Below are 22,134 nucleotides of genomic sequence, written 5' to 3' on the forward strand. Positions count from 1 at the left end.
GCGATCAGTAGGAGTTGAGCCGACATGCAGTGTCCCAAGTGCCATGCGCCGATGCACACGTACAACCGCAACGGGGTCCAGATCGAGCAGTGCGCGGGCTGCCGGGGAATCTTCCTGGACTACGGCGAGCTGGAGTCGCTGACCCGACTGGAGTCCCAGTGGACGCAGCAGGCCCCGCCGCCCCCGCCCGCCGCCCCCGCACCGCAGGCGTACCCGGCCGCGCCGGCCTGGGGCGCCCCGCACCAAGGCCACCACGGGCACCACGGACATCACGGCCACCGCAGCTTCGGCCGGATGCTCTTCTCCTCCTGAGTGAGGAACGCAGAAGGGCCGGAGCGGATGCTCCGGCCCTCTTGCTTGCCGTGTGGACGATACTGGGATTGAACCAGTGACCTCTTCCGTGTCAGGGAAGCGCTCTCCCGCTGAGCTAATCGTCCTCGGGACCACGGCCACTCCGGGGAGCGGACCATGGGCACTGCGTGCGCGATACTGGGATTGAACCAGTGACCTCTTCCGTGTCAGGGAAGCGCTCTCCCGCTGAGCTAATCGCGCGGGATCGATCCTTATTAGATCATGGTCTCTGCGGACCGTGATCCTTGGGATCAGTGGACGATACTGGGATTGAACCAGTGACCTCTTCCGTGTCAGGGAAGCGCTCTCCCGCTGAGCTAATCGTCCTTGGAGGTGGAGACGGGATTTGAACCCGTGTAGACGGCTTTGCAGGCCGTTGCCTCGCCTCTCGGCCACTCCACCTGGAGTGCAGGGGTTCGGGAAGATCCCCCACTCAGAGCGGACAACGAGGCTCGAACTCGCGACCTCAACCTTGGCAAGGTTGCGCTCTACCAACTGAGCTATGTCCGCAGGTGCCTCCCTCAGACTACCGCCTGAGAGCTGCTGTCTTCGGTCGGCTTCCGCTTTTCGCTTCCGCGTCCCGGCGACGTGTTGAACTCTAGCGGATTCCTGGGCCAGTACAAAAACGCGTTTGTGCAGCGTGCTGCGGTGCGAGCCAGACCGGGGCGGCACCGGGGGCGCCGTCCTAGACTCAGCGGCGTGCCCGACCTCCCTCCTCTGGCCCGCTTCGGCGGCCTGATCGCCTCCGACCTGCGCGATGTCACCAGCGACCCCGCCGCCCTGGACTCCACCGGCTGGTGGGCCGTGGTGGCCGACTTCGAGGGCCGCCTCGTGTGCGCGCGCTTCGGAGACGTACGGGAGGACGCGGGCGGCGCCGCAGGCCCTGCCCGCGGCGCGTGGCGCGGACCCGCGCGCGACGCTTGGACCAGCTCCCTGGACCGCGCTGCCTACACCGCGGGCGTACGCCGGATACGCGAGCACATCGCGGCCGGCGAGGTCTACCAGGCGAACCTCTGCCGAATTCTCTCCGCGCCGCTGCCCGACCCCGAGCGCGCGGACGTGGACGCGCTGACCGCGCTGCTGGCCCGCGGCAACCCCGCGCCGTACGCAGGAACGGTCCGCCTCCCCGCGCACGGCGTCGAGGTCGCCACCGCCTCGCCCGAGCTCTACCTGCGCCGCGACGGCCGCACCGTCGAGTCCGGACCCATCAAGGGCACCGGCCGCACCGCCGATGACCTGCTGGAGAAGGACCACGCCGAGAACGTGATGATCGTCGACCTGGTCCGCAACGACATGGGACGGGTCTGCGCCACCGGCTCGGTCACCGTCCCCGCGCTCTGCGCCGTCGAGGCCCACCCCGGCCTGGTCCACCTGGTCTCCACCGTCCGCGGCGAACTCCGCGCCGGCGCAGGCTGGCCCGAGCTGCTGATCGGCACCTTCCCGCCCGGGTCCGTCACCGGCGCGCCCAAGCGCAGCGCCCTGGACATCATCGAGACACTGGAGACCGCGCCCCGCGGCCCGTACTGCGGCGGCATCGGCTGGGTCGACGCCGACCGCGGCACCGGCGAGCTCGCCGTCGGCATCCGCACCTTCTGGATCGACCGGCAGACCGCCGCCGGGCCCGTCCTGCGCTTCGGTACCGGCGCCGGCATCACCTGGGGCTCCGACCCCGACCGCGAATGGGACGAGACCGAACTCAAGGCGGCGCGGCTGCTGGCGGTAGCGTCGGAGACGTACGAGACAACTGGAGGAGCGACGCGATGAAGATCTGGCTCGACGGGGAGCTGCGGGACGCCGACAGCGCCCGGGTCTCCGTCTTCGATCACGGGCTGACGGTCGGCGACGGCGTCTTCGAGACCCTGAAGGCGGAGAACGGCCGCGCCTTCGCGCTCACCCGGCACCTCCACCGGCTGACCTCGTCGGCGCGGGGCCTCGGCCTGCCCGACCCCGACCTGGACGAAGTACGCCGCGCCTGCGACGCCGTGCTCGCCGCCAACCCCATGCCGCTCGGCCGGCTGCGCATCACCTACACCGGCGGCCACTCGCCGCTCGGCTCCGACCGCGGCGAGGCGGGCCCCACCCTCGTCGTCGCGCTCGGCGAGAGCACCCGCAGGCCGGACACCACGGCGACCGTCACCGTCCCCTGGACCCGCAACGAACGCGGCGCGCTGACCGGCCTGAAGACCACCTCGTACGCGGAGAACGTCGTCGCGCTCGCCCGCGCCCGGCAGCACGGCGCCTCCGAGGCGCTCTTCGCCAACACCGTGGGGCAGCTCTGCGAGGGCACCGGCTCCAACGTCTTCGTCGTGCTCGACGGCGAACTGCACACCCCGCCGCTGGAATCCGGCTGCCTGGCCGGCATCACCCGCGCGCTGACCGTCGAATGGACCGGCGCCAAGGAGACCGACCTGCCGTTCGCCGCCCTGGAGCAGGCCGAGGAGATCTTCCTGACCTCCACACTGCGCGACGTCCAGGCGGTCACCCGCAACGACGCCCGGCAGCTCGGCGACGGCCCCGGCCCGGTCACCGCCAAGGCCATGCGGATCTTCGCCGAACGGTCCGCCGCGGACTTCGATCCGCGCTGAGCACGGCGCCGGAGCCCGGTCGCCGAGGACTGCCGGCCGGGCCGATGACTGAGGAGCCGTACGCGGGTAGAACAACAGCGTGACCACAACGCTGCGCCCCACCGGACCGGAAGAGCGCCAGGAGGGCGGCGTCCGGGCCCGTACGTACGACGTCTGCGTCAACAGCCGCCCCGTGGGGCGGCTCCGGCTCGCCACCGACCCGCGCGCCGCACTGCCCACCGGCCGCCTCGCCGACCTGTGGATAGCCGAGCCCGACCGGCGGCGCGGCCGCGCCACCGTCGCCGCCCTCGCCGCCGAGGAAGTGCTGCGCGGCTGGGGCTGCCGGCGCATCGAGTTCCTCGTGCCCGCCGGCGCGACGCCCGCGCTGCGGCTGAGCGCGGCGCTCGGCTACACCGAGCGCGCCCGCCGGATGCGCAAGGAGCTCACCAACCCGCCCGCGCTGCCTCCCGGGAGCGTCGACCGGCCGCTGGACGACGCGGAGTACCCCACTTGGCTCGCGGCAGCGCAGGACGAGTACGTACAGGCCATGGTCCGGCAGGGCGCGTCGGCCGAGCGCGCCGCCGAGCTGGCGGACGCCGACCACCGGCTGCTGCTGTCCGACGGCCCGCACACCCCCGGACAGAGCCTGCGCGTGCTGCGCCACGAGGGCACGGACGTGGGCACGGTCTGGACCGCGCTGCACGCACCGGGACAGCCGGGCGGTTACGTGTACGACGTGCGGGTCACGCCCGGGCACCGCGGACGCGGCCATGGACGCACCCTGATGGGGATAGCCGAGCGGGAGTGCCTGGCGGCGGGCAGCCATCACCTCGGCCTGAACGTCTACGCCGACAACCCGACAGCGCGCGGGCTGTACGAGTCCCTCGGGTACCGCGTCATGGACCACCGGCTCTCGAAGCCACTGCTGTGAGCAGCGCGCCGAGCCGTCCGGTGGTGAGCGGCCGCTGAGGCTACTCGGCGGCCAGCAGCCGGTCCGCGATCTCCTCCACGCGGGCGCGCAGCCCCTCCTGGCTCTTGCCGCCGTCCAGCCGCTCGCCGCCGATGACGTACGTGGGCGTGCCCGTGACGCCGATCGCCTTGCCCTCGGCCTGGTCCGCGTCGACGATCAGCAGGTGCCGGCCGTCGATCAGCGCGGTGTCCAGCTCCTCGGCGTCCAGACCCAGCTCCCCGGCCACCTTCACCAGCAGCTTCTCGCCCTGCTTCGCCAGCTCGTCCGTGCGCCCGAGGACGGCCTCCACGTACGCCCAGCCCTGCCCCTGCTCGATGGCCTCTTCAGCGGCCTGCGCGGCGGCGTAGGCGTGCTTGTGCTTCTCCAGGGGGAAGTGGCGCAGCCGGATCTCCAGCCGGTCGCCGTAGCGCTCGCGCAGCGCGCGCAGGTCGTCCAGGGCGGCGTGGCAGTCGGGGCACTGCAGCTCGCACCAGACGTCCAGGACGGGAGGGGCGACTGCGGGGGAGGAAGCGTCGTTCATGGGGCCAGTCTCCCAGCCCGCGCGGCCCCGGCCGAACGGAACCCATGGCTCACCGACCCCGCCGAACCGGCACCTGGGGACGATCCGGACCCCGAGATGACCCCGAGCGCGGGCCGGGCCATGGCCCCCGAACCGGGCGAGGGGGCACGATGGGGGGAGAACCGTCCACCGCAGGAGGATCCGATGCTGACCTCGACCGTCTGCGCCGTGCTGTCGGTGGCCGGCCTGGGCATCGCCGCGCTGACCGCCTTCCGCCGGCGCTTCCTCGCCGCGACGCGCATCGCCGCCTTCGCGCTGATCCCGGTCGGCCTGGTCCTGACCGGTGTCATCGACTGGATCACGGACCTGGTCTTCAAGCCGACCGTGTGGGCGGGCTTCGGCGTACTGGCACTCTCGGCCCTGCTGTTCCTGGTGAGCCGGGCGGCCGAGCGCCGCTCCGTGAGCCGCAGGGAACGCCGCGCCGCGGCCAAGGCGGCGGGCTCCGGCGCGCCCGGCGCTCTCGTCCCGCCGGCTGCCTACGGGGCGAATCGAACGAACTCGTCTCCCCAGCAGGGGGTTACCCAAGGGCGGGGTGCGGAAATCCAGCCGGGGGCCCGCTCCGGTGATCGCTCCGGTGGCGCGGACGACTTCTCCGATATCGAAGCCATCCTGAAAAAGCACGGGATCTGAGGAACTCCCCCTCCTGCGGGGGAATCTCCCGCCCCTCGCGCCGATCACCTGCGCCATGATCTCCGCGAGATGAACGATGAGTGCGCCCTGACCCGGGAGAACGCTCCCCGGGCCCCTGAATCCCGCGGCTGTCTCTTCGCCCTGTCCCAGCCGCCCCTGATGCTCTTCCTCACCGTCATCGGCGTCCTGCTCCTGGTGGGCGCCGTGCACGACCTCTTCCTGCTCTAGAAGCCCGTGGCGCGCCTCCGGGAGGCGCGGTCAGCTCGCGGCCTCGCGGCGGCGTGCGCGGTACGCGGCGACGTGCAGGCGGTTGCCGCAGGTCCGGCTGTCGCAGTAGCGGCGCGAGCGGTTCCGGGAGAGGTCGACGAAGGCGTGCCGGCAGTCCGGTGCCTCGCAGCGCCGCAGCCGCTCCCGCTCGCCGGCGACGACCAGGAACGCCAGCGCCATCCCGCCGTCCGCCGCGAGGTGGTCGGCGACCGAGGCGCCGGGCGCGAAGTAGTGCACGTGCCAGTCGTACCCGTCGTGGTCGGTCAGCCGCGGTGTGGTGCCGGCCGCCGCCACCAGCGAATTCAGCAGCTCGGCCGCGCTGCGGTCGTCGTCCGCCGCGAAGACCTGCGCGAATCTCGCCCGTACGGAGCGCACGGAAGCCAGGTCCCGTTCGGTGAGCGTGCCCACATCGCTGAAGGCGTTGCGTGCGACGAACTCGTGCAGGGACGGCACGTCGCTGAGGGCGTCCGGGGCCGACGGGGCCCCGCCCTCGGGCGCGGTGTTCAGGAGGTCGACGACCGCCTCCAGCGCGCACCGGGTGTCGTGGGTGATCATCACGGGTCGCTCCCAGGCCGGGAGGGGCGGATTCTGCCGCCCCCCGGGATCCATGTGCGGTGGCCGGTGATCTCCAGCGATCGACCGGCCGCCCCTTGCCGAATGGTCGCCGACTCTAGCGCCTCCAACAAGGCCGGGCGGCCACCGGTGCCGCAGGTTTCCCCGGCTCCCCGGTGCCCTTCCGGGCCGGTCAGCACGGAAGCGGCGCCCCTTCAGCACGGAAGCGGCGCCGTCGCCGCGGTGGTCTCCGCGGCGACGGCGCCGGTGGTTGCCGTATGAACTTGTCCGTCCTGCGCCGTCTCCCCGAGTCGGACGGCGCGAGTGGTGAGCGGTTGACGCGGTACGCGGCCGCGGGTCTCCTCAGCTCTCCGCGAGGATGTGGGAGAGCTCCGTGTCGAGATCGAAGTGTCGGTGCTCGGTGCCGGGCGGGACCGCGGCATCCGTGCGCTTGAGGAAGGATTCCAGGGCCCGCGCCGGGGCTTCGAGCAGAGCCTCGCCTTCCGGGGAGCTCAGGGCGATGCAGACGACTCCCTGACCGTGGCTCCGGGACGGCCAGACGCGGACGTCGCCGGTGCCGGTGGGCCGATGGAGGCCCTCGGCGAGGAGATCGCGGGCGAAAACCCACTCGACGGTCTCCTCGGCTCCGGTGTGGAAGGTGGCGTGCACGGCATAAGGATCGGCCGTGTCATACCGCAGGCCCGCAGGTACAGGCAGTGAGGACTCGCTCGACACAACGAGGCGCAGGTGCAGCTCGCAGCTGACCGTGGTGTTCATACGCCAGGGCCTTTCGCTCAGTGTGCGCTCGGGGGTTCGCACGTCGGCGAAATCGACATGCCACCTACGGTGGTGTTGTAAACCCCTCTGACTGTTTTGGGTGGCTTCGAGTACCTCTTACGGCGGAGTCCGGGATCCTCCCGAGCGTTCATGCGGGGGTGCGGAGCGTCGGGTAGGTTTGCCGGTATGAATGCGGAGAGTGACGAGGGTCGGGGCGTCGTGGGAGGCGCGTCGACACGGGGCGCGACGGCGGTCCCGCAGAAGCTGGGGTCCAAGGCGCCGCATTTCGTGAAGCGCTCCCGGACCCTGCACATGAGCTGGCAGGTCGGGATCTTCATCATCGGGCTCGCGGTGGTCGTCGGCGGCATCATCATGCTGCCGCTGCCCGGGCCCGGCTGGCTGGTGATCTTCGCCGGCATGGCGATCTGGGCGACCGAGTTCGTCTGGGCGCAGCTCGTACTCCGCTGGACCAAGCGCAAGGTCACCGAGGCTGCCCAGAAGGCCCTGGACCCCAAGGTCCGACGGCGCAACATCATCCTCACCACGATCGGCGTCGTGATCATCGTCGCGGCGCTCGCGGTGTATGTGTGGAAGTTCGGCTTCGAGATGCCCTGGCACATCACCGAGTGACAACGGCCCGGCCGCACCGTGGTCAGGAGCCCCGCTGACATGGGGTAATGTTGGCGGTGCGCCAGGCCGCGAGGCACCGGCGCCCCGGGCGATTAGCTCAGTGGGAGAGCGCTTCGTTCACACCGAAGAGGTCACTGGTTCGAACCCAGTATCGCCCACAAGTGCGAGGGTGAAGTGTGTTCCCACTACCGCTTCCGCAGCGTCTGGCTGCTGGACGCGGCGCCCGGCGTCGTCTACGCCGTCCTTGAGCGGACCGAGTCCTACCCCCGCTGGTGGCCCCAGGTCGCCGAGGTGCACCGGACCGACGACCGCTCCGGTGCCGCCCGCATCCGCTCCGTACTGCCGTACAGCCTGCGTGTCACCGCCCGCGAGACCCGCCGCGACCCGGGCGCCGGCGTCCTGGAGACGGCGCTGCACGGCGACATCGACGGCTGGGCGCGCTGGACGGTCCGCCCGTACGGCACCGGCACCCGCGCGCTGTACGAGCAGGAGGTCGAGGTGCGCAGGCCCTTCATGCGGCTGCTGGCCTACCCGGGGCGGCCGTTCTTCCGGCTCAACCACACGCTGATGATGCGGGCCGGGCGGCGCGGACTGGCCGCCTGGCTGGCCCGCCACGAAGGAATTTGAAGTAACGCCGCCGCGACCTGTATTGTTCAGGTCGTTCGCGGGAGACCCGAAGGAAACCCCGGACACATCCCGGGCGATTAGCTCAGTGGGAGAGCGCTTCGTTCACACCGAAGAGGTCACTGGTTCGAACCCAGTATCGCCCACAAGTGCGAGGGTGAAGTGTGTTCTCCGGTCGCAGTGGCCAGTGCGGGTCCACCGCCTCTTCCGTGCCGTTGCGTGCGAACCATGCCTGCAGGCCCCGTGCTTGGGCGGCGTGCCACACCGCCTGGAGCGCGTGCAGCTCCGCCACGCTCAGCCCTTCGAGCCGTGTCGCGAACGTCTGCCCCAGCGCCCGTACGACCTGCAGCGACGCCGTCGCGTCCGCCGCCGCCTCGTGCGCCCCCGACAGCTCGACGCCGTAGTGCTCGCACAGGTCCGTCAGCGTCCGGCGGCCCTTGCGGTACCGGTCCAGATGCTTGTCCAGCACCCGCGGATCCAGCACGCACAACGACTGCGCGCCGAGATACGCCGCCAGCGACGACGCGCGGTGCCGGCGCAACTCACGGTCCAGCAGCGTCAGATCGAACGGTGCGTTCATCACCACCAGCGGCCGCCCCGCCATCGCCTGCTCCGCCAGGGCCCGCGCTATCTCCTCCATCACCGGCGCCGGCCAGCGGCCGTTCATCGCCAGATGCCCGGCCGTCAGGCCGTGCACCGCCGTCGCCGCCTCCGGGATGTCCACCCCCGGATTGACCAGCCAGCGCGTGACCCGCGGAGTCGAGCGCGGCGTCTCCTGGACGACCAGGGCGGCGGAGACGATGCGGTCCTGCTCCACATCGATCCCCGTCGTCTCGGTGTCGAAGGCAGCCAGCGGACCGTCGAACCAGCACGGCATAGTCCCAACTCCTCGTGCTCCTACGGCGGGTGGCCTGCCCCGGGCCGCCCGAGCTGGTGATACCCGGCCTCCGCGGTTGTCGAACCGCCATTGTTTGCTGACCACTTGACACGGAGACAACACAGAGGGGACCGCAGCCCCACGCGCGGTCCGCCGGACCGCCGCGCGGCCCGGACCCCACCGCACCCCCACGCACCCGACCGGCACCACCGCAACGCCCGGAAGGCACTGGAGCGATGACGCTCGCACAGCCCGAGCCGGGTGGGTACCTGCCCGAGCGACCGGTACCGCTGCGCGGCCAGCTCGCCACCACCGCCTCCATGGAGACGCTCCAGGTGGGCTATCTCCACGCCGTGGCCGCGGCGGCCGGCTGCTCGCTCGCGCAGCCCTTCCCGGACAACGGCATCGACTGGCACGTCAGCCACGGCTCGTCCGGCCACACCATCGACGACGAAGTGACCATCAAGGTGCAGCTCAAGTGCACCTACCAGGTCCAGCCCCGCCCGCCGGGGCCCAGCTTCGGCTTCACGCTGGACAACGACCACCTCGTGAAGCTCGCCCGTACCCCCGTCGCGGTGCACAAGATCCTGGTCGTGATGCTCGTACCGCGCACCCCCGAGGACTGGCTCCGCGCGAGCCACGACCGGCTCGAACTGCGGCACTGCTGTTACTGGATCAACCTGGCCGGCCAGCAGGCCACCGGCAGGCGCAAGACCACTGTGCGGATTCCGACCACGCGGATCTTCGACGACCGTGCGCTCGCCGAGATCATGACGCGGGTCGGGGCGGGAGGGAGACCCTGATGTACCGGCCGACCGACGAGCGCCCACTCCCCGTTCCCGACCCCGCACGGGTCGATCCGGCCGTCCTCACCGCCCTGCTGGGCCGGCACGGCTGGCACCGCCGCGGCGGCACCCAGGGCCAGTACGGCCGCTGGACCCCGCCCGGCGGCACCGCCGGGACCAGCCTCCTCGTGCCCGAGTCCGCCCGCTTCCCCGACAGCACCGACCTGCTCGCCGAGGCCCTGACCGCGCTCGCCCGCAGCGCCGCGCCCTCGGCCCGCGAGGTGCTGGTCGGCCTCGCGGTGCCCAGCGACGAGGTGCGCTGGGAGCGCGACATCCCGGACGAGGGCTCGGGCGCGACGCTGTGGACCGCACAGGAACGGCTGCGCGCCGCCGCCCGCTCCCTGCTGGCCGCCGGGGCGCTCGGCACCTGCGCGCGGGCCGGCTACCACGGCGCGCGGCACCGTCGGCAGGCCGAGGCGCTGCTGGACCAGGTGCTGGTCGGCCCGGCCCCCGCGGGCCGCAGCCTCACCGCGTACGTCCCGGTCACCGCGGGGCGCGGCACGGTCGCGGGCCTCCAGCGGGCGCTGCACGCCGCCCGCGACGCCACGGACTACCAGCGGGCCACCGGCGGCATGGAGGCGTACGAGGCCGCCGTGGAACTGGGCGTCTGCCACGAGCTGACCGAGGCGCTGATCTCCCTGGTGCGCGGCGCCGAGGGGGTGCGCATCGTGATCGAGTGGTCACCGGCCGAGGGGGCGCCGCCGGGCTGCCCGGCCCGTCCCGAGCCCGTCGAGTTCACCCCCGGCGACCTGCCCGCGCTGCGGCAGGCCGCCCAGCAGTACGTACGGGACGAGCCCTCGCTCGCCGTGCGGGTGACCGGCACGGTCGTACGGATGCGCCGCGAGCGGCCGGACGGCGCGGGCGCGGTACGGCTGCGGGTGCTGGCCGGCGCGGACGTGGCGCAGGTCAGGGTCGCGCTCGGGGAGGAGGACTACCGGATCGCGGGCCACGCCCACCTGCTGGGACTGCCGGTACGGGTGACCGGGCGGCTGGAGAGCCGCGGCGGCTTCCGCCGGATCACCGGGGCCGGCGGCGTCACGCCCGTGCAGGTCGACGACGCGGAGCGGGACCGGCTGCTGAAGTCGCTCCAGGAGAACCTGGACCACTTCGAGGAGGCGTGCGGCGGCGAGTGAGCCCCGCACCCCTCAGCGGGCCCGTCAGCGGTGCGGGTAAAGATCACGCAGCAGCGCGATCTCCGCACCGTGGTGGATGACCTCCCGGTTGATGTGCAGCACCAGCGTCGCCATCGGATACTCGCCGTACGGCCCCTCGGCGGGGCCGCACGGCCGCGCCAGGTCCTCCTCGCTGAGCCCCCGCACGCCCGCCTGCCACGCCGCGTACGCCGCGTCGAGCTGCTCCAGCGCCTCCCGGGCCGTACCGGCGTACGCGAAGGACTCGTAGTCCATCTTCGGCCCGCCGAAGTGGTTGGCCACGCGCATCCCGAACACGGCCACGATGATGTGGGCCAGCCGCCAGGCGATGGTCGTCACCGGCGGGGGCACCGGCTCGGGGAAGGCGAAGTCGACCGTGAAGTCGCCGGACCCCGCGGCAATGGGCGCGCTGCTCGTCCCCCTCGGGCGTACGTTCCAGGCGCCCGGCGCGGGCTCCCAGAAGTACTCCTCGTCGCTCAGCCCGGACAGGCGGTCCCGCAGCTGAACCCGCCAGTGCAGGTCCAGCTGCTCCGCGAGCTGCTCGTTCCAGTCGATGACCATGGACCGGCTTTGCCCCCCACGGCGGCCCGGCAAACAACCGTTTCGCGAGGCGGGCCGGTGGCTCGGTACGATTCACCGTGCGCAGCGATCGCTGCCGCCCAGCAGACATGAGTCAGGAGAGTCCGGTGTCAGACGTCCGTGTGACCATCCAACGCGATTCCGAGCGGGAAGAACGCGTGGTGACCACGGGCACTACGGCCGCCGACCTCTTCCAGGGCGAGCGCAGCATCGTCGCGGCGCGGGTGGCCGGAGAGCTCAAGGACCTCGCGTACGAGGTCGCCGACGGCGAGACCGTCGAGCCCGTGGAGATCACTTCCGAGGACGGCCTGAACATCCTGCGGCACTCCACCGCGCATGTGATGGCGCAGGCCGTGCAGGAGCTGTTCCCGCAGGCCAAGCTCGGCATCGGCCCGCCCATCAAGGACGGCTTCTACTACGACTTCGACGTCGAGACCCCGTTCACCCCCGAGGACCTCAAGCGCATCGAGAAGAAGATGCAGGAGATCCAGAAGCGGGGCCAGCGCTTCTCGCGCCGGGTCACCACCGACGAGGACGCCCGCGAGGAGCTGGCCGCCGAGCCGTACAAGCTCGAGCTGATCGGCCTCAAGGGCAAGGCCGGCGAGGCCGCCGAGGGCGCGGACGCGGAGGTCGGCGCGGGCGAGCTGACCATCTACGACAACCTCGACGCCAAGACCGGCGACCTGTGCTGGAAGGACCTCTGCCGAGGCCCGCACCTGCCCACCACCCGGAACATCCCGGCGTTCAAGCTGATGCGCTCCGCCGCGGCGTACTGGCGCGGCAGCGAGAAGAACAAGCAGCTCCAGCGCATCTACGGCACCGCCTGGCCGACCAAGGACGAGCTCAAGGCGTACCTGGAGTTCCTCGCCGAGGCCGAGAAGCGCGACCACCGCAAGCTGGGCGCCGAGCTGGACCTGTTCTCCTTCCCGGACGAGCTGGGCCCCGGCCTCGCGGTCTTCCACCCCAAGGGCGGCGTGATCCGCAAGGTGATGGAGGACTACTCCCGCAAGCGGCACGAGGACGCGGGCTACGAGTTCGTGAACACCCCGCACATCTCGAAGGAGCACCTCTTCGAGACCTCGGGGCACCTCCCGCACTACGCGGAGGGCATGTTCCCGCCGATCGAGTTCGACGGGCAGAACTACCGCCTCAAGGCGATGAACTGCCCGATGCACAACCTGATCTTCAAGTCGCGCGGCCGGTCCTACCGCGAACTGCCCCTGCGCGCCTTCGAGTTCGGCACGGTGTACCGGTACGAGAAGTCCGGCGTGGTGCACGGCCTGACCCGCTCCCGCGGCTTCACCCAGGACGACGCGCACATCTACTGCACCAAGGAGCAGATGCCGGAGGAGCTGGACACGCTCCTGACCTTCGTGCTCGACCTGCTGCGCGACTACGGCCTGACCGACTTCGAGCTGGAGCTGTCCACCCGCGACCCCGAGTCGGACAAGTTCATCGGCTCGGACGAGGACTGGGAGGAGGCCACCGAGGCGCTCCGCCAGGCGGCCGAGAAGCAGGGCCTGCCGCTGGTCCCGGACCCGGGCGGCGCCGCGTACTACGGCCCGAAGATCTCCGTCCAGGCCAAGGACGCGATCGGCCGGTCCTGGCAGATGTCGACCCTGCAGGTCGACTTCAACCAGCCCAAGCGGTTCGGCCTGGAGTACACCGCGGCGGACGGCTCCAAGCAGCAGCCCGTCATGCTGCACCGCGCCCTGTTCGGCTCGATCGAGCGGTTCTTCGGCGTCCTGCTGGAGCACTACGCCGGCGCGTTCCCGGTCTGGCTGGCGCCCGTCCAGGCCACCGGCATCCCGATCGGCGACACCCACGTCCCGTACCTGGAGGAGTTCGCCGCGGAGGCCCGCAAGAAGGGGCTGCGCATAGAGGTCGACTCGTCCTCGGACCGGATGCAGAAGAAGATCCGCAACGCCCAGAAGTCCAAGGTGCCCTACATGGTCATCGCGGGCGACGAGGACGTGGCGAACGGCGCGGTGTCGTTCCGGTACCGGGACGGCTCCCAGGAGAACGGCATCCCGAAGGACGAGGCCATCGCCAAGATCCTCAAGGCGGTCGAGGAGCGCGCCCAGGTCTGATCCGGGCCACGACGCGAGAATTCGAGGGGCGGTCCACAGGGCCGCCCCTCACCGCGTCCGTACCAGGGAATATGCTGCGTTTCATGACGACTGAGCCGGAGCAGCAGATCGGAGTCGGGACACAGGACGCCTTCCAGCGCCTGTGGACGCCGCACCGGATGGCCTACATCCAGGGTGAGAACAAGCCCACTGGCCCGGGGGCCGACGACGGCTGTCCGTTCTGCACGATCCCGTCGAAGTCCGACGAGGACGGCCTGGTCGTCGCCCGCGGTGAGCACGTGTACGCGGTGCTCAACCTCTACCCGTACAACGGCGGGCACCTCATGGTCGTGCCCTACCGTCACGTCGCCGACTACACCGAGCTGGACGACCTCGAGACGGCGGAGCTGGCGAAGCTCACGAAGCAGGCGATGGCGGCGCTGCGCGCGGCGTCCGGCGCGCACGGCTTCAACATCGGGATGAACCAGGGCGGGGTCGCCGGCGCCGGCATCGCCGCCCACCTGCACCAGCACGTCGTCCCGCGCTGGGGCGGCGACACGAACTTCATGCCGGTGGTCGGCCACACGCGGGTGCTGCCGCAGCTCCTGGCCGACACCCGCGCGATGCTGGCGGACGCCTGGCCGGCGGTGTAACGGCCGAGCACGCGCCTGGGGCCCGTACGGAAACTTCCGTACGGGCCCCAGGCGTACCTACCGCGCGGCGGTCACGCGTCGTAGACGTCGGCCTTCCTCGGCGCGGGGTCCTGGACCGCGCCGCTGAGGACCAGCGAGCGGTTGTCGAAGCGCTCGGTGTCCACGCCGTTCTCCTTCAGGACGCTCATCGCCGCGGAGTGCACCACGCGCAGCACGGGCGTGGCGGCGCGCAGCGCGTCGTCCGCCATGAAGCGGTGCCGCCAGGGCTTGTCGGCCCAGGCGTGGCGCAGCCCGAAGGGCTCGGGCAGGACGAGCTTGCCGCCGAGGAAGTCCAGTACCGGCGGGAACCAGGTCAGGGGGGCGCGCGCGGCGAGGCGTACGACCTCGTCGGCGTCGATGAGCGGGAGCTGCCGCTCCTTGGTCTCCCAGAACTTCACGACCTTCGCCTCGGTCACGGTCTTGGCCTTGGGCTTGGTGGTGAACAGGCCGTGGACCGGGCCGAGGGCGTGCCCCGTGACCTCGATGCGCAGCGTCTCGTGCAGCACGGTCACGGTGATCATCAGGGTGAGGACGAGCTGGCCGTCCCAGAGGACGAACTGCACGCCGAGGTAGTGGCGGTTGCCGCTGCCGAACTGCTGCTCGTTGCAGATCCGCTCTATCTCGTGCGGGCGGATCTGGAAGGCGTCGGTGTCGGTGCCCTCGGGGCGGGCGACGGCGTCGGCGTTCTCGCCGACGGGGGAGACGATCCAGTGCTTCACGGAAGGGGCCTGGCCGAAGCCGCCGGTGTGCAGCGGGCTGCGCTCCAGGAGGCGGAGCCGGTCGTGGATGACACGGATGATGTCGTAGCTGCGGAAGGGGTGGATCTCGCTGTCCGGGTCCGCGGGGCGGAGCTCCTCGGCGAGCTGCCAGCTTCCCCAGCGGGTGCCCATGCCGAGTATGCCCTTGGGCCCGGCGTAGAAGACGACGTTGCTGGCCTGCTCGGCGGTGAGCTTGGCGAGGTTCTGGCGGAGGCGCTCGGCGGCGGTCTCGTTCGGGTCCTGGGGCACGGCCTCGGGGATCCTCGCGCCGACGCCGCCGCCTTCGAGGAGGCCCTTCCAGGCGTCGCGCAGGTCGGCGGCGGTGCGCTCGCAGATCCGCTTGGCCCACCACCAGCCTATGACCGGGGCGATCAGCATCAGCCGGAGGTAGACCGTCCAGAAGCTGTCGAACGGGAGCTTGATCAGGAAGATCAGGGCGATGCCGCAGAGGGCCACGAGCAGCACCGTGCCCAGCGCGCTCTTGCCCTTGCTGGTGGCCTTGTCCAGGATCCGCTTGAGCTGGAAGCCGCCGAACCAGAGGAGCACGCCGGGCAGGAAGAGCACCCCGAAGACGACCATGAGGACGGTCAGTTTCGCGTCGCGTTCCTTGCGGATGCGGTTGGCGGCGAGGCAGTGCTCGACGACGGTCTGCGGCTCGGTGCCGAAGGACTGGATGAGCGGCTTGCGGCCGCCGCCGAGCATCCGGACCACGACGGCGCGCGAGAACGCCTCGCCGAGGTTGGGCTCGAACAGCGAGAGCCGGGGCTTCTTGATGTCCGACTTGGCGGTGTCGGAGTCGGCCGTGGAGATGTCGGAGAGCGGGGTGTCCCGGTACGCGGCCGAGGCCAGCGCCTGGGTAGCGGCAGTCTGCCCCGCCCCGCCGGAGAGCGGGACCTGCGCTCCCGGGCTGAAGTCGAAGCCGTCAATCGTCGTCACCAAGGCCCCCTCGCCGCCGTCTGCCCCTGCCGTTGGCGTGTCCCCGCAGAACGCCTCTGAGCGACCTTCCCACCGGTCGCCCCCGGCACACCTCTGAGCTGCGCCCTCAGCGTACAGCCGACGTGCAGCCGGCGTACCGTCCAAGGGAGTTGAGTCCTCGTCCCCGGGCGGTACGCCGGCTGCTCCGCCGGTCGCCGGCAGGTGAATCAGCCGCCGTTCTCCGGCTTTTCGCGCTCTGCGCGGATCTTGGTGGCGAGCTGCGGCGGCATCGGTTCGTGCCGTGCGTAGCTGCGGTGGAAGCGGCCGGTGCCGTGCGAAAGTGACCGGAGATCGACGGCGTAGCGGCCGATTTCGATCTCCGGGACCTCTGCGCGCACCAACGTCCGGCCCGCACCGGACTGTTCGGTGCCCACGACCCGGCCGCGCCGCCCGGACAGATCGCTCATCACGGGGCCCACGTAGTCGTCGGGCACCAGGACGGTGACCTCGGCGACCGGCTCCAGCAGGTGGATGGCGGCGTCGGCGGCGGCCTCGCGCAGGGCGAGGGCGCCCGCGGTCTGGAACGCGGCGTCGGAGGAGTCCACGGAGTGCGCCTTGCCGTCGAGCAGCGTCACGCGGATGTCGACGAGGGGGTACCCGGCCGCGACCCCGCGCGCCGCCTGGGCCCGTACGCCCTTCTCCACGGACGGGATGAACTGCCGGGGCACGGCCCCGCCGACGACCTTGTCGACGAATTCGATGCCGCTGCCGCCGGGGAGCGGCTCGACCTCGATCTCGCAGATCGCGTACTGGCCGTGGCCGCCCGACTGCTTGACGTGCCGGCCGCGCCCGGCGGCCTTCGCGCCGAACGTCTCGCGCAGCGACACCTTGTGCGGTACGGCGTCGACCTGGACTCCGTACCGGGCGCGCAGCCGCTCCAGGGCCACGTCCATGTGTGCCTCGCCCAGGCACCACAGGACGACCTGGTGGGTGTGGGGGTTCTGCTCCAGGCGCATCGTGGGGTCCTCGGCGACGAGCCGCGCGAGGCCCTGGGAGAGCTTGTCCTCGTCGGCCTTGCTGTGGGCCTGGATGGCGACCGGCAGCAGCGGGTCGGGCATGTCCCAGGGCGCCATCAGCAGCGGCGCGTCCTTGGCGGAGAGGGTGTCGCCGGTCTCGGCGCGGGAGAGCTTCGCGACGCAGGCCAGGTCGCCGGCGACGACCTTGGTGACCGTGCGCTGCTGCTTGCCGAAGGGGGCCGAGAGGGCACCGATGCGCTCGTCGACGTCGTGGTCCTCGTGACCGCGGTCGGCCAGCCCGTGCCCCGAGACGTGCACCGTCTCGTCGGGGTGCAGGGTGCCGGAGAAGACCCGTACGAGGGAGAGCCGGCCGACGTACGGGTCGGAGGAGGTCTTGACGACCTCGGCGGCCAGCGGCCCGGCGGGGTCGCAGGTGAGGGCCGGGCGGGGCTTTCCGTCGGGGGTGGTGACGGCGGGGGTCTCCCGCTCGGCGGGGGTGGGGAAGCCGCCGGTGATCAGCTCCAGCAGTTCGATGGTGCCCAGGCCCTCCTTGCTGCCGTCGGCGGCGGGCGCCGCGGCCAGTACGGGGTGGAAGCTGCCGCGCGCGACGGCGGTCTCCAGGTCGCCGATGAGCGTCTTGATGTCGATGTCCTCGCCGCCGAGATAGCGGTCCATCAGGGACTCGTCCTCGCTCTCGGCGATGATCCCCTCGATGAGGCGGTTGCGGGCCTCCTCGATGAGGGGCAGCTCGCCGGATTCGGGGTCGCGCTCCTTCCTGCCGCCTCCGGAGTAGTCGTACACCCGCTGGGAGAGCAGTCCGATCAGGCCGTGCACGGGCCGGTGGCCGTCGGCGCCGGCCTCGCCGTACAGCGGGAGGTACAGCGGCAGCACGGCGTCGGGGTCCTCGCCGCCGAAGGCCGTGCGGCAGGTCTCGGTCATACCGTCGAAGTCGGCGCGGGCCGCTTCGAGGTGCGTGACCACTATGGCGCGGGGCATCCCGACGGCCGCGCACTCGTCCCAGACCATTCGGGTGGCGCCGTCCACGCCGTCCGCCGCCGAGACGACGAAAAGGGCCGCGTCCGCTGCCCGCAGACCGGCCCTCAGCTCCCCGACGAAATCGGCGTATCCGGGAGTGTCCAATAGATTGATTTTGATCCCGTCCCATTCGACCGGGACCAGGGAGAGCTGTACGGAGCGTTGCTGCCGGTGCTCGATCTCGTCGTAGTCGGAGAGGCAGCCGCCGTCCTCGACCCGGCCCGCCCTGTTGACCGCGCCCGATGCGAGCGCGAGGGCTTCGACCAGGGTGGTCTTCCCCGATCCGCTGTGGCCGACCAGCACCACATTCCGTACGGAGGAGGGGTGGTCGACCGTCGCTGCCCTGCCGGCGGCTCCTGGATGTGTGCTCGTTTTGTCGCCCATTGTGTCTCGCCTCCAGGTCGACACTCTGCGATGTTCCGAGCTTTCCACCGAGGTCATGGTGCGTCCATACATCGCACAAGGGACGATAGGGGATCTTGGGGGTGGTCAGGGATCATGCGGGACAAGCCCGAACGGGTGCCCAGGGCACCCGTGTACGGCCGCCAACTGCCCCCTTCTGCCGTGGTCGTGGCCTTGTGCGCGCTCCCGGCCGGGTGCGCCGGGCGGGTGGCGGGGGAGGCTCCGGCGCGTCCCGGGGGTGGCCGTGAGCCGTGGTGCGTTCGCAAAGCGCCGAGGCCGCCTGGCTACGATGGGCCAGCCGGTGGCCCCACTGACCGCGCGGCCCGCACACAACCTCCGGGAAGGCCATGCTGAACAAGTACGCGCGTGCGTTCTTCACGCGTGTTCTCACGCCGTTCGCCGCCCTGCTCATCCGCCTCGGCGTCAGCCCCGACGTGGTCACCGTCCTCGGTACCGCCGGCGTGGTCGCCGGTGCGCTGGTCTTCTACCCGCTGGGCGAGTTCTTCTGGGGCACCGTCGTCATCACCCTGTTCGTCTTCTCGGACCTGGTCGACGGCAACATGGCACGGCAACTGGGCCGCTCCAGCCGCTGGGGCGCCTTCCTGGACTCCACGCTCGACCGCGTCGCCGACGCGGCGATCTTCGGCGGCCTCGCTCTCTGGTACGCGGGCCGCGGCGACGACCTGCTGCTCTGCGCGGTGACGATCTTCTGCCTCGCCTCCGGCCAGGTCGTCTCGTACACCAAGGCGCGCGGCGAGAGCATCGGCCTCCCGGTCGACGTCAACGGCCTGATCGAGCGCGCCGAACGTCTGGTGATCTCGCTGGTGGCCTGCGGTTTCTCCGGCCTCCACAAGTTCGGCGTGCCCTGGATCCAGAACCTCCTGCCGATCGCCCTGTGGATCGTGGCCGTCGGCAGCGCGGTCACCCTGGGCCAGCGGGTGGTCACCGTACGCCGGGAGTCCGCCGAGGCGGACGCCATGGGGGGAGAGAGCGCGTGAAGCTCGACATCGGCAAGCTGCCCGGCCTCGACAAGCTGCTGGACACTGGGAAACTGTCCGACGCGCTGTACGGCCTGGGCTGGGCCACGGTCAAAAGGCTGCCCGAGCCGGTCGCCGTACAGCTCGGCGAGCGCATCGCCGACGCCGTCTGGAAGCGGCGCGGCAACGGCGTACGACGCCTGGAGGCCAACCTCGCACGGGTCGTCCCCGACGCCTCCCCGCAGGCCCTCTCCCGGCTCTCCCGGGCCGGTATGCGCTCGTACATGCGGTACTGGATGGAATCCTTCCGCCTCCCGGCCTGGAGCCGCGAGCGGGTGGCGGAGGGCGTCGACGTCACCGACGTCCACCACCTCACCGACGCGCTGGACAGCGACCGTGGCGTCATCCTCGCCCTGCCCCACATGGGCAACTACGACCTCGCGGGCGCCTGGGTCACCACCAAGCTCGGCGTCCCCTTCACCACCGTCGCCCAGCGCCTCAAGCCCGAAACCCTCTACGACCGGTTCGTCGCCTACCGCGAGGGCCTGGGCATGGAGGTACTGCCGCACAACGGCGGCGCGGCTTTCGGCATACTCGCCCGGCGGCTGCGGGCCGGCGGCCTGGTCTGCCTGGTCGCCGACCGGGACCTGTCCCGCTCCGGCATGGAGGTGAAGTTCTTCGGCGAGGCCGCCAAGATGCCCGCAGGACCGGCCATGCTGGCGCTCCAGACCGGCACGGTGCTGCTGCCGGTCACCTTGTGGTACGACGGTACGCCCGTCATGCGGGGCCGTGTGCACCCCGGGATCGAGGTACCCGAGACCGGTACGCGCACGGACAAGGCCGCCGCGATGACCCAGGCCATGGCCGACGCCTTCGCCTCAGGCATCGCCGAGCACCCGGAGGACTGGCACATGCTGCAGCGACTGTGGCTCGCCGACCTGGAGCCGCGCGGTACGGGCGCCCGAGAGACGGAGACACCTTGAGGATCGGGATCGTCTGCCCCTACTCGTGGGACGTCCCGGGCGGCGTCCAGTTCCACATCCGCGACCTCGCCGAGCATCTGATCCGGCTCGGCCACGAGGTCTCCGTACTCGCCCCGGCCGACGACGAGACACCGCTCCCGCCGTACGTCGTCTCCGCCGGACGTGCCGTACCCGTCCCGTACAACGGTTCGGTTGCCCGGCTCAACTTCGGCTTCCTCTCCGCCGCCCGCGTACGCCGCTGGCTGCACGATGGCGCGTTCGAGGTCATCCACATCCACGAGCCGGCCTCCCCGTCCCTCGGCCTGCTGGCCTGCTGGGCGGCCCAGGGCCCCATCGTGGCGACCTTCCACACCTCCAACCCGCGCTCCCGCGCCATGATCGCCGCGTACCCGATCCTCCAGCCGGCACTGGAGAAGATCAGCGCGCGCATCGCGGTCAGCGAGTACGCCCGCCGCACCCTCGTCGAACACCTCGGCGGCGACGCGGTGGTCATTCCGAACGGCGTCGACGTCGACTTCTTCGCCCGCGCCGAGCCCAAGAAGGAGTGGCAGGGCCGGACCATCGGCTTCATAGGCCGCATCGACGAGCCCCGCAAGGGCCTGCCCGTCCTGATGAAGGCGCTCCCCGAGATCCTCGCCGAGGTCCCCGACGCGCGGTTGCTGGTCGCCGGGCGTGGTGACGAGAAGGAAGCCGTCGCGGGCCTGCCCGCGGAGCTCCGCTCCCGCGTCGAATTCCTCGGCATGGTCACCGACGAGGACAAGGCGCGCCTGCTCCGCAGCGTCGACCTCTACGTCGCCCCCAACACGGGCGGCGAGTCCTTCGGCATCATCCTCGTCGAGGCGATGTCCGCGGCGGCCCCCGTCCTCGCCAGCGACCTCGACGCCTTCGCCCAGGTCCTGGACCAGGGCGAGGCGGGCGAACTCTTCACCAACGAAAACGCGTCCGCGCTCGCCGCGTCTGCCATCCGGCTTCTCCGCGACCCCTCCCGCCTCGCCGAACTGCGCGAGCGCGGCAGCCGCCACGTGCGGCGGTTCGACTGGGCGACGGTGGGCGCGGACATCCTCGCCGTGTACGAGACGGTGGCCGACGGGGCGGCGTCGGTGGACACGGACGAGAGGGTGAGCCTGCGGGCGCGGTGGGGGCTGGCACGCGACTGACGTCCTGGGGGCGGAGCCCGCAGGACGCCCAGGGGCGCGGGGAACTGCGCGACCGGCCACGACGGCGGGTCAGCCGGCGACGACGCCCACGGGGCAAGGCGCGCCCCCGTGCCGGAGCCCGCCCTCGCGAGGCTATCGTGACGCCCCGTGACCACTCTCATCTGGATCCTCGCGGCGCTCATCGTCATCGGGCTGTACCTGAGCTGGACCGCGGGGCGGCTGGACCGGCTGCATGCGCGCATCGACGCCGCCCGCGCCGCGCTCGACGCGCAGCTCCTGCGCCGCGCCTCCGTGGCGCAGGAGCTCGGGACGTCCGGCGTCCTCGACCCCGTCGCCTCGATCGTCCTGTACCAGGCGGCCCACGAGGCACGGCAGGCCGAGGAGGACCAGCGGGAGGTCGCCGAGAGCGCGCTCAGCCAGGCGCTGCGTGCGGTCTTCGACGAGGCCGAACAGGCCGAGGCCGTACGGGAGGCCCCCGGCGGCGAGCAGACGCTCGCGGAGCTGACCGCGGCGGTGCGGCGCGTCCCCATGGCCCGCCGCTTCCACAACGACGCCGTACGCGCGGCCCGCGCCGTCCGCAGGCACCGCGTCGTACGCTGGTTCCGGCTCGCGGGCCACGCCCCGTTCCCACTGGCCTTCGAGATGGACGACGAGGCCCCGGCGGCGCTCGGGGAACGCGCGGCGGCCTGAGCCCTGTACGAGTACGGTGGCCTCCGCCTCCGTACCGGTACGGAGCCGGGGGAGCAGCCCAGGC

General features: G+C 71.5%; 22 protein-coding genes, 7 tRNA genes and 1 pseudogene. 18 read left to right on the top strand and 12 right to left on the bottom strand.

Translation table 11 applies throughout. The features are described 5' to 3' along the window. Positions 1-24 precede the first annotated feature (24 nt). Positions 25-312 (top strand): TFIIB-type zinc ribbon-containing protein, encoded by a 288-nt coding sequence (locus IG84_RS0127910; RefSeq protein ID WP_078649463.1) that lies wholly within the window; start codon positions 25-27, stop codon positions 310-312. A 53-nt stretch (positions 313-365) separates the two neighbouring features. Here IG84_RS0127910 and IG84_RS0127915 read toward each other — a convergent pair. From IG84_RS0127915 to IG84_RS0127935, 5 genes are all read right to left on the bottom strand, one after another. After that, a tRNA-Val gene (locus tag IG84_RS0127915) sits at positions 366-437 on the bottom strand. Positions 438-480: 43 nt separating this feature from the next. Then, positions 481-552, bottom strand: a tRNA-Val gene (locus IG84_RS0127920). A 54-nt stretch (positions 553-606) separates the two neighbouring features. Then, positions 607-678, bottom strand: a tRNA-Val gene (locus IG84_RS0127925). 1 nt (position 679) lies between these two features. Beyond that, positions 680-753, bottom strand: a tRNA-Cys gene (locus tag IG84_RS0127930). Between the two features lie 35 nt (positions 754-788). Then, a tRNA-Gly gene (locus tag IG84_RS0127935) sits at positions 789-861 on the bottom strand. Positions 862-1,050: 189 nt separating this feature from the next. Between IG84_RS0127935 and IG84_RS0127940 the strand changes: the two genes are divergently transcribed. The 3 genes from IG84_RS0127940 (at position 1,051) to IG84_RS0127950 (ending at position 3,846) form a co-directional block, all read left to right on the top strand. Continuing rightward, on the top strand, positions 1,051-2,115 hold the full coding sequence (locus tag IG84_RS0127940) for a chorismate-binding protein (protein WP_031062764.1): 1,065 nt from the start codon (positions 1,051-1,053) through the stop codon (positions 2,113-2,115). Beyond that, a complete protein-coding gene (locus IG84_RS0127945; RefSeq protein ID WP_031062766.1) occupies positions 2,112-2,936 on the top strand; it encodes an aminotransferase class IV in 825 nt (274 codons plus the stop codon). Before IG84_RS0127940 ends, IG84_RS0127945 begins: the two co-directional genes overlap by 4 nt. A 79-nt stretch (positions 2,937-3,015) precedes the next feature. Beyond that, positions 3,016-3,846: a GNAT family N-acetyltransferase gene (locus tag IG84_RS0127950; RefSeq protein WP_031062768.1), complete on the top strand. Its 831-nt coding sequence runs from the start codon at positions 3,016-3,018 to the stop codon at positions 3,844-3,846. A 40-nt stretch (positions 3,847-3,886) separates the two neighbouring features. Here IG84_RS0127950 and IG84_RS0127955 read toward each other — a convergent pair whose 3' ends face one another. Beyond that, complete coding sequence (locus tag IG84_RS0127955) at positions 3,887-4,405, bottom strand: DsbA family protein (RefSeq protein WP_031062770.1); 519 nt, start codon at positions 4,403-4,405, stop codon at positions 3,887-3,889. Between the two features lie 183 nt (positions 4,406-4,588). Here IG84_RS0127955 and IG84_RS0127960 point away from each other — a divergent pair, with 183 nt between their 5' ends. After that, positions 4,589-5,074 (top strand): hypothetical protein, encoded by a 486-nt coding sequence (locus IG84_RS0127960; RefSeq protein ID WP_031062773.1) that lies wholly within the window; start codon positions 4,589-4,591, stop codon positions 5,072-5,074. Between the two features lie 69 nt (positions 5,075-5,143). Continuing rightward, complete coding sequence (locus IG84_RS41685; RefSeq protein WP_169749904.1) at positions 5,144-5,302, top strand: hypothetical protein; 159 nt, start codon at positions 5,144-5,146, stop codon at positions 5,300-5,302. Positions 5,303-5,332: 30 nt separating this feature from the next. On the opposite strand, the gene IG84_RS0127970 is transcribed toward IG84_RS41685, so the two are convergent. Continuing rightward, positions 5,333-5,899 carry a CGNR zinc finger domain-containing protein gene (locus IG84_RS0127970; protein WP_031062775.1) on the bottom strand — a complete coding sequence of 189 codons (567 nt, stop codon included), beginning with the start codon at positions 5,897-5,899 and terminating at the stop codon, positions 5,333-5,335. A gap of 357 nt (positions 5,900-6,256) precedes the next feature. Beyond that, positions 6,257-6,670 carry an SsgA family sporulation/cell division regulator gene (locus IG84_RS0127975; protein WP_003959770.1) on the bottom strand — a complete coding sequence of 138 codons (414 nt, stop codon included), beginning with the start codon at positions 6,668-6,670 and terminating at the stop codon, positions 6,257-6,259. Positions 6,671-6,856: 186 nt separating this feature from the next. Here IG84_RS0127975 and IG84_RS0127980 point away from each other — a divergent pair, with 186 nt between their 5' ends. The 4 genes from IG84_RS0127980 to IG84_RS0127995 all read left to right on the top strand — a co-directional run bounded on the left by IG84_RS0127980 (position 6,857) and on the right by IG84_RS0127995 (position 8,070). Further along, positions 6,857-7,300: a TIGR02611 family protein gene (locus tag IG84_RS0127980; protein ID WP_031062778.1), complete on the top strand. Its 444-nt coding sequence runs from the start codon at positions 6,857-6,859 to the stop codon at positions 7,298-7,300. Positions 7,301-7,386: 86 nt separating this feature from the next. Continuing rightward, a tRNA-Val gene (locus IG84_RS0127985) sits at positions 7,387-7,458 on the top strand. Positions 7,459-7,474: 16 nt separating this feature from the next. Then, positions 7,475-7,927 carry an SRPBCC family protein gene (locus IG84_RS0127990; RefSeq protein WP_031062781.1) on the top strand — a complete coding sequence of 151 codons (453 nt, stop codon included), beginning with the start codon at positions 7,475-7,477 and terminating at the stop codon, positions 7,925-7,927. A 71-nt stretch (positions 7,928-7,998) separates the two neighbouring features. Beyond that, positions 7,999-8,070, top strand: a tRNA-Val gene (locus tag IG84_RS0127995). Positions 8,071-8,093: 23 nt separating this feature from the next. On the opposite strand, the pseudogene IG84_RS39065 reads toward IG84_RS0127995, so the two are convergent. Further along, positions 8,094-8,801: pseudogene (locus IG84_RS39065) on the bottom strand (exonuclease domain-containing protein); the annotation flags it as partial. A 236-nt stretch (positions 8,802-9,037) separates the two neighbouring features. On the opposite strand from IG84_RS39065, the gene IG84_RS0128000 reads away from it, so the two are divergent. After that, positions 9,038-9,604 (top strand): DUF4365 domain-containing protein, encoded by a 567-nt coding sequence (locus IG84_RS0128000; RefSeq protein ID WP_031062783.1) that lies wholly within the window; start codon positions 9,038-9,040, stop codon positions 9,602-9,604. Next, on the top strand, positions 9,604-10,779 hold the full coding sequence (locus tag IG84_RS0128005; RefSeq protein WP_031062785.1) for a hypothetical protein: 1,176 nt from the start codon (positions 9,604-9,606) through the stop codon (positions 10,777-10,779). The genes IG84_RS0128000 and IG84_RS0128005 overlap by 1 nt, the downstream gene beginning before the upstream one ends. Positions 10,780-10,803: 24 nt before the next feature. Here IG84_RS0128005 and IG84_RS0128010 read toward each other — a convergent pair whose 3' ends face one another. Next, positions 10,804-11,358 (bottom strand): DinB family protein, encoded by a 555-nt coding sequence (locus IG84_RS0128010; protein WP_031062788.1) that lies wholly within the window; start codon positions 11,356-11,358, stop codon positions 10,804-10,806. Positions 11,359-11,483: 125 nt separating this feature from the next. Between IG84_RS0128010 and thrS the strand changes: the two genes are divergently transcribed. After that, a complete protein-coding gene (gene thrS, locus IG84_RS0128015; RefSeq protein WP_031062790.1) occupies positions 11,484-13,466 on the top strand; it encodes a threonine--tRNA ligase in 1,983 nt (660 codons plus the stop codon). A gap of 71 nt (positions 13,467-13,537) precedes the next feature. Then, complete coding sequence (locus tag IG84_RS0128020; RefSeq protein WP_031062792.1) at positions 13,538-14,098, top strand: HIT family protein; 561 nt, start codon at positions 13,538-13,540, stop codon at positions 14,096-14,098. Positions 14,099-14,169: 71 nt separating this feature from the next. On the opposite strand, the gene IG84_RS0128025 is transcribed toward IG84_RS0128020, so the two are convergent. Both IG84_RS0128025 and IG84_RS0128030 read right to left on the bottom strand, forming a co-directional pair. Then, positions 14,170-15,831 (bottom strand): hypothetical protein, encoded by a 1,662-nt coding sequence (locus tag IG84_RS0128025; protein ID WP_031062794.1) that lies wholly within the window; start codon positions 15,829-15,831, stop codon positions 14,170-14,172. 206 nt (positions 15,832-16,037) lie between these two features. Beyond that, the gene (locus IG84_RS0128030) at positions 16,038-18,245 is read right to left on the bottom strand and encodes an elongation factor G-like protein EF-G2 (RefSeq protein WP_037800938.1); all 2,208 of its coding nucleotides are present in this window, start codon (positions 18,243-18,245) and stop codon (positions 16,038-16,040) included. A 365-nt stretch (positions 18,246-18,610) separates the two neighbouring features. On the opposite strand from IG84_RS0128030, the gene pgsA reads away from it, so the two are divergent. The 4 genes from pgsA to IG84_RS0128050 all read left to right on the top strand — a co-directional run bounded on the left by pgsA (position 18,611) and on the right by IG84_RS0128050 (position 22,070). Further along, positions 18,611-19,261: a phosphatidylinositol phosphate synthase gene (pgsA, locus tag IG84_RS0128035; protein ID WP_031062798.1), complete on the top strand. Its 651-nt coding sequence runs from the start codon at positions 18,611-18,613 to the stop codon at positions 19,259-19,261. Then, positions 19,258-20,223 carry a phosphatidylinositol mannoside acyltransferase gene (locus IG84_RS0128040; protein WP_245659628.1) on the top strand — a complete coding sequence of 322 codons (966 nt, stop codon included), beginning with the start codon at positions 19,258-19,260 and terminating at the stop codon, positions 20,221-20,223. The genes pgsA and IG84_RS0128040 overlap by 4 nt, the downstream gene beginning before the upstream one ends. Further along, the gene (locus IG84_RS0128045) at positions 20,220-21,380 is read left to right on the top strand and encodes a glycosyltransferase family 4 protein (RefSeq protein ID WP_031062802.1); all 1,161 of its coding nucleotides are present in this window, start codon (positions 20,220-20,222) and stop codon (positions 21,378-21,380) included. Before IG84_RS0128040 ends, IG84_RS0128045 begins: the two co-directional genes overlap by 4 nt. A gap of 147 nt (positions 21,381-21,527) precedes the next feature. Then, a complete protein-coding gene (locus IG84_RS0128050) occupies positions 21,528-22,070 on the top strand; it encodes a LemA family protein (RefSeq protein WP_031062804.1) in 543 nt (180 codons plus the stop codon). Positions 22,071-22,134: the final 64 nt, after the last annotated feature.

It is taken from the genome of Streptomyces ochraceiscleroticus (genome assembly GCF_000720485.1).
Lineage (GTDB): Bacteria > Actinomycetota > Actinomycetes > Streptomycetales > Streptomycetaceae > Streptomyces > Streptomyces ochraceiscleroticus.